Source organism: Dietzia sp. DQ11-44 (assembly GCF_014145205.1).
In the GTDB taxonomy this organism is placed as follows: Bacteria; Actinomycetota; Actinomycetes; order Mycobacteriales; family Mycobacteriaceae; genus Dietzia; species Dietzia natronolimnaea.
The window spans coordinates 1-6174 of sequence record NZ_JAALEC010000174.1; the positions used below are offsets into that span (position 1 = coordinate 1).

At 69.3% G+C, this 6174-nt stretch carries 8 protein-coding genes; 2 read left to right on the forward strand and 6 right to left on the reverse strand.

All coding sequences use genetic code 11. From position 1 onward, the window contains the following. Positions 1-1303, forward strand: a 1303-nt coding sequence (locus tag G6018_RS05465; protein WP_182639061.1) for an NAD-dependent succinate-semialdehyde dehydrogenase, incomplete at its 5' end; no start/stop codon positions are given. A gap of 79 nt (positions 1304-1382) precedes the next feature. On the opposite strand, the gene G6018_RS05470 is transcribed toward G6018_RS05465, so the two are convergent. Continuing rightward, on the reverse strand, positions 1383-1655 hold the full coding sequence (locus tag G6018_RS05470; protein WP_179524515.1) for a WhiB family transcriptional regulator: 273 nt from the start codon (positions 1653-1655) through the stop codon (positions 1383-1385). 94 nt (positions 1656-1749) lie between these two features. Between G6018_RS05470 and G6018_RS05475 the strand changes: the two genes are divergently transcribed. Further along, the gene (locus G6018_RS05475; protein ID WP_179524514.1) at positions 1750-2367 is read left to right on the forward strand and encodes a response regulator transcription factor; all 618 of its coding nucleotides are present in this window, start codon (positions 1750-1752) and stop codon (positions 2365-2367) included. A gap of 4 nt (positions 2368-2371) precedes the next feature. On the opposite strand, the gene G6018_RS05480 is transcribed toward G6018_RS05475, so the two are convergent. From G6018_RS05480 to G6018_RS05500, 5 genes are all read right to left on the reverse strand, one after another. Further along, the gene (locus G6018_RS05480) at positions 2372-3130 is read right to left on the reverse strand and encodes an amino acid ABC transporter ATP-binding protein (RefSeq protein WP_182639063.1); all 759 of its coding nucleotides are present in this window, start codon (positions 3128-3130) and stop codon (positions 2372-2374) included. Between the two features lie 22 nt (positions 3131-3152). Next, a complete protein-coding gene (ehuD, locus tag G6018_RS05485) occupies positions 3153-3809 on the reverse strand; it encodes an ectoine/hydroxyectoine ABC transporter permease subunit EhuD (protein WP_107748884.1) in 657 nt (218 codons plus the stop codon). Beyond that, positions 3809-4504: an ectoine/hydroxyectoine ABC transporter permease subunit EhuC gene (gene ehuC / locus G6018_RS05490; protein ID WP_107748885.1), complete on the reverse strand. Its 696-nt coding sequence runs from the start codon at positions 4502-4504 to the stop codon at positions 3809-3811. The genes ehuD and ehuC overlap by 1 nt, the downstream gene beginning before the upstream one ends. Positions 4505-4514: 10 nt before the next feature. Next, entirely contained in the window at positions 4515-5393 is an 879-nt protein-coding gene (gene ehuB, locus G6018_RS05495; protein WP_107748886.1) for an ectoine/hydroxyectoine ABC transporter substrate-binding protein EhuB, read from the reverse strand. A 105-nt stretch (positions 5394-5498) separates the two neighbouring features. Next, positions 5499-6155 carry a GntR family transcriptional regulator gene (locus G6018_RS05500; RefSeq protein ID WP_182639065.1) on the reverse strand — a complete coding sequence of 219 codons (657 nt, stop codon included), beginning with the start codon at positions 6153-6155 and terminating at the stop codon, positions 5499-5501. Positions 6156-6174 lie beyond the last annotated feature (19 nt).

Here is a 6174-nt window from a genome sequence, read left to right on the forward strand (position 1 = left end):
CGCCGCGATCGAGGCCGCCGGGCGGACGCAGCCGGAGTGGGCGGCCGTGCCCGCCCGCGACCGGGCCGAGATCCTGCGCCGCGCGTACGAGCTGATCCTCGACCGCGCCGACGAGCTGGCGCTGCTCATGACCACCGAGATGGGCAAACCGCTGGCGGAGGCCAAGGGCGAGGTCACCTACGGGGCCGAGTTCTTCCGCTGGTTCTCCGAGGAGGCCTGCCGCATCCGCGGGGACGCCCGCCGTTCGCCCGACGGCAAGACCCGTCTCATGGTGACCCACGAACCGGTCGGGCCCTGCATCCTCATCACCCCGTGGAACTTCCCCCTGGCCATGGCCACCCGCAAGATCGGCCCGGCCGTCGCCGCCGGCTGCACCATGGTGTTCAAACCGGCCAACCTCACGCCCCTGACCTCGCTGTACGTGGTGGACCTCCTGCGCGAGGCGGGGCTCCCCGACGGCGTCCTCAACGTCGTGTGCACCACCGAGCCGGGCAGTGTGGTGGGACCGTGGATCGACTCCGGGATCGCCCGCAAGCTGTCGTTCACCGGGTCCACGCCGGTCGGCCGGATGCTGCTGGAGCAGTGCGCGCGCGGGGTGCTGCGCACCTCCATGGAGCTCGGCGGGAACGCCCCGTTCGTGGTGTGCGAGGACGCGGACATGGACACCGCCGTGGCCGCCGCGATGGCCGCCAAGATGCGCAACATGGGCGAGGCCTGCACGTCGGCCAACCGGATCCTCGTCCACCGTTCGGTTCTGGACGAGTTCGGTCGGCGCCTCACCGAGAAGATGTCCGCCCTGACAGTCGGCGACGGCACGCGGGACGGCACCGACGTGGGCCCGTTGGTCGAGGAGAAGGCCGTGGCGAAGGTGGTCGACCTGGTCGACGACGCCGTGGGGCGCGGGGCCGAGGTGCTGTGCGGCGGATCGCGGACCGAAGGACCCGGGTACTTCTACCCGCCCACCGTCCTGACCGGGGTGGCGGCCGACTCCGACCTGATGTCCACCGAGATCTTCGGTCCCGTGGCCGCCCTGATCCCGTTCGACTCCGACGACGAGGCGGTGGCCCTGGCCAACGACACCGAGTTCGGCCTGGTCTCCTACGTGATGACCGAGAATCTCGACCGCGCGATGACCATGTCCGAGCGCCTGCAGGCCGGGATGGTGGGCATCAACACCGGGATCGTCTCCAACCCGGCCGCGCCGTTCGGTGGCATCAAGCAGTCCGGGCTGGGCCGCGAGGGCGGGCTCACCGGGATCGAGGAGTTCGTGGAGACCAAGCTCGTCGCGATCCCGGTGCGCTGATCGCCCGCCGCCCTCCGCCCTCCGCCGGTGGGCGGTTCGGCGGAAGGCGGTGGGCGGTGGGTGGTCAGCCGGTGGGCGGTCAGCCGGTGCGGACCCGCCCGGCGAGCCGGTGCCGCTCGGCCTCGGACATCCCGCCCCAGACGCCGTACAGCTCGCGGTGGGCCACGGCGTGCGCGCGGCACTGCTGGATGACCGGGCACTGCGCGCAGAGCTTCTTGGCCGCCGTCTCCTTACGCCGGCGCAGGCTCCTCGACTCGTTCTCGGAGTTGTAGAACAGGTCCGGTACGTCCTGGCACATCCCGTACTCGGCCCAGGCCCATCGTTCGTCGATCCTTCTCGTCGCGGTCGTCATGGCACTCCCCCCGTCGGTCCCAGCTTCATTCACGCTCGAGGGAGTTCGGCACACCCCCAGGGGTGGGACGGGTCACAACTGTTAAAGTTTCCAGATGCCGGTCAGGGTCTCGGTGGAGAACGACTACACACTGGTCATCGCCGGTGTGCACGCACTGCTGGCCGCGTACCCCGGCCGCGTGGAGGTCGTGGTGAACGGGCCCGGCTCCCGCGCAGGTGTGCCCGTGGACGTGGTGCTGTTCGATACCTTCGCCTCCCCGGTCGACTGGCAGGCCCGGTGCTCGGCCATGGCCCTCGACCCGGCGATCGGGGCCGTGGCCGTCTACTCGTTCGTCACGGATCCGCGCGCGGTCGACGAGGCCTTCGCCTCGGGGGCGACGGGGTATCTCTCCAAATCACTGTCCGGCGAGGAGCTGCTCGGGGCCGTGGAACGGGTCGCGGCGGGTGAGCGGGTGCGCCTGCTCGGCCGCGACGGCGAGGACACGTCCCCCGGACTGTGGCCGACCGGCGACGTGGGCCTGACCCCCCGGGAGTCGGAGATGCTCGCGCTGATCGCCCAGGGCCGGTCCAACGAGGAGATCGCCGCGGCCTGCTACCTGTCGATCAACACGGTCAAGACCTACATCCGGGAGGCCTACCGCAAGATCGGGGTGACCACCAGACCGCAGGCGGTGGCGTGGGCGATGCGCAGCGGGCTCGCGGTCTCCCGCTGAGCGTTCAGTACCCCAGTACAGCGCCGAGGAATCTCCGGGTGCGCTCGTGGCCGGGCGAGTCGAAGAACTGCGCGGGCGGCGCCGACTCGACCGCGACGCCCTCGTCGAACATCACCACCCGGTCGGAGATCTCCCGGGCGAAGTTCATCTCGTGGGTGACCATGAGCATCGTCATGGTCGAGTCGTTGGCGAGGTCACGGATCACCTTGAGCACCTCCCCCACGAGCTCGGGATCCAGGGCCGAGGTGGGTTCGTCGAAGAGCATGATGTCCGGCTTCGTGGCCATGGCCCGGGCGATCGCCACGCGCTGTTGCTGGCCACCGGACAGCTGCGGCGGCTTCTTGGCTGAATGGTCGGCCAGACCGACGAGCGCGAGCAGCTCCTCCGCCTCCTGCCGCGCCGTCGCCTTGTCCTTGCCCAGCACGTGCACCGGCGCCTCCATGACGTTCTCCAGCGCGGTCATGTGTGGGAACAGGTTGAACTGCTGGAACACCATGCCGATCCGGCTGCGGATCTGCCTCATCCGCTTGGTCTCGCGGGGCCTCTTCCTCGCGACGTCGGTGTTCCACAACTCGTCGCCCTCGACCAGGACGCGTCCCGAGGTCGGGTACTCGAGGGTCATGAGCACTCGCAGGATCGTGGTCTTGCCGGAACCGGACGGACCGATGATCGAGATCTTCTCGCCCTTGGCAACAGTGAAGTCGAGCTCCCGCAGGACCCTGTTCTCCCCCCAGTTCTTGCTGACCTTCTCGAAGCGGACCATCGGTTCCCCCGGCTCGCCGAGCTCAGTGGACGGTGCCATAGCGGGTCTCCAATCGACGTAGGACGAGTGTGCACGGGACGCTCACGACGAGGTAGAGCAGCGCCGCGATGGTGAAGGGTTCGATGTAGCGGAACTCCGACTGCCCGATCGCCTTGGCCACGGACATGAGTTCGTAGACGGTGATGGCGGACAGGATGGCCGAGTCCTTGAACATCTGGATGAGGTAGTTGCCCAACAGGGGGACCACCCGTCGCACCGCCTGGGGCAGGACGATCCGTGTCCAGGTGCGTCCGCCCGGCAGATTGAGGGCCGTGGCGGCCTCCCACTGACCCACCGGGATCCCCTCGATACCGGACCGGTAGACCTCGGCCGTATAGGCGCTGTAGTTGACGCCGATCACGATGATGCCGGTGACCAGCGCGCTCATGGTGACGCCGTACTCCGGCAGGACGTAGAACACGAAGAACGCCTGGACGAGCAACGGCGTCCCACGGATGAAGTACACGAGAAATCCCAGGATCTGCGAGACCACCGGGATCCGCAGGTATCTGAACACGGCCACGAGCAACCCGAGGACAGCCGCGATGGCCATGCCGGCGAAGGTGATCTGCACCGTGGTGACCAGCCCCCGGAGCAGGTCCGGGATGATGCTGATCGCGAAGGCGTTGTCCCAGATCATCAGCTCACCCCCTGCGTCCGGCCGGTGAGGGCGGTGAGCAGCGACCGGCGCTCACGGGTCGGTGAGAACCGCCGCTCCAGGAGCGCGATGATCACCGAGATGACCAGACTCAGGACGAAGTACAGGAGCAGGATGATCCCGTAGATCAGGGCGGTCTCACCGGTGGCGGACCGGATGAGCCCCGCGTTGAAGGTCAGGTCCGCCACCGTCACCAGGGAGACCAGTGAGCTGTTCTTGAGCAGGTCCACCATGACGTTGCCCATGGGCGGCAGCATCGCCGGGATCGACTGCGGCAGCAGGATGCGGCGCATCCGTTGGGCGGGCGTCATGTTGAGCGCGATCGCGGCCTCCGTCTGGCCCTTCGGCCGGGACGCGATGGACCCGCGGACCACCTCCGAGGCGTACGCGCCCTCGTTGAGGCCCAGCGCGAGGACACCGGCGAAGATGGCGGTGAGCTGGACCCCGAAGAACGGGAGGGCGAAGAACAGCCAGAAGAGCTGCACCACCAGCGACGTGCCGCGGAGGAACTCCACGGTGCACGCCGCCGGCCAGCGCACCCAGCGGTGGGTGGACAGGCGCGCCAGGCCCAGGGCGAAGGCCACGACCAGCGCGAGCGCCGCGCCGAGGACCGTCACCTGGACGGTGGTGATGAAGCCCTGCCGGATGAGAGGGAGGTATTCGGCGATAGCGTCCATCGATCGCCGGTCAGCCGTCGACGGCGCAGAGTTCCTCGGTCGTCACGCCCTCGACGACGGTGGGGTCGAATCCCCACTTCTCGAGTATCTCGGCGAACTCGGGCTCGGTCTTGAACGACTCGAGCTCCTCGTTGTAGGCGTCGAGGAAGTCCTGGTCCTCGGTCCGGAACGCGGCGGACGAACCCGTGCTGGGGGCGTCCTCGATCGGCTCGGTGACCTCGACGCCCTCGAGCTCGCGCAGGGACAGCGTGGGCAGGAGGAAGGCGTCGATACGATCCGCGTTGAGCGCGTCGGCGCCACCGCGGGCGTCGGTGACGTTGATGATCTGGCCGGCCCCGACTCCCGCCGTCTCGAGGATGCCCTGTTCGAACCCGCCGGGGACCACACCCACGCGCAGGTCCGGCCGCTCCAGGACGTCGGCGATGGTGAGGATGTTCTCCGGGTTGCCGGGCCGCACACCGAACGACTCGGTGGAGACGATCACGGGTGAGGCGTAGGCGACCTCGCGGCAGCGTGACTGCTTCATGAACAACCCCGCGGCGATGGTGTCCCACCTGTTGGCCTTGAGCCCCGGGATCATCGCGTCGTAGCCGGAGACGATGCCCTCGACCCTGTCGATCCCCATCCGCGCGGCGACGGCCCTGACGACGTCCGGCTCCGCGCCGGTGACGGTGCCGTCCGGAGCGAGCTCGGTGTAGGGCGGCTCGTTGCCGATGGCGATCCGCAGGCCCTGCTGTCGGGCCCGCTCGAGGAGGCCGCCGCCTCCGCCGGCCTCGGGGCCGCCGGTCTCCGTGGTGGTGCAGGCGGCGAGGGATCCACCGACCGCGACCACCCCGCCCAGTGCCAGTGCTCCCCGGAACAGTTGCCTTCGCGAGATGGTGGTGTTCATCGGTGCCTCCGTCGGGTTGAAGTTAACGGTTCATCGACCGTATGGCCGGGCGGTCCGGGTCCATCACCTAACGCGACAAGCGTGACCTCGCCGTAACAATGAACCTCAACGGGCCTCGCCGCCCTCGCGGACCCGGACGAGCCCGTCCCTCATGTGGTCGACCAGCAACACCCTGGCCCGATCCGGGTCCCCGGCACGCACGGCGTCGGCGATCGCACGGTGTTCGATGAGCCTTGACGCCGCGTCCGAGTAGGTGCCGCGCATGGCGTGCAGGCACATGCTCGTCTCGACCAGCACGGTCTCGTGGACCCTCGACAGGCGTGGGCTCCGGGCCGCCTCGACCAGGACGTGGTGGAAGTCCAGATCCGCGGCGACCATGGCCTCCGACCGCGGTTCGTCGGCGAGGGAGGCCATCGCGTCGACGGCGGCGTCGAGCGCGTCGGCGGTGACGACGCCCAGCCCGAGGTCGAGCACCCGGTCCAGCGCGGCGGTCTCGACGGTCGTGCGCAGCAGGTACATGTCCTCGACCGCCTCGGCGGAGAGGTCGGCGACGAACAGTCCCCGGTTGCGGTGTGAGACGAGCAGCCCCTCCTGCGTCAACCGTTGCATGGCCTCCCGCAGCGGCCCGCGGCTCACGCCGAGCGACCTCGCCAGCGCGGCCTCCCCGAGCTGCGTACCCGGGGGGAACGTGCCGTCCGAGATCGCCCGGCGGAGGGTGCGCGCGATGAGCGCGGGGGTCGATTCCCGGACGACGGGCTCCAGCCCGACGACGGGCTCCGGA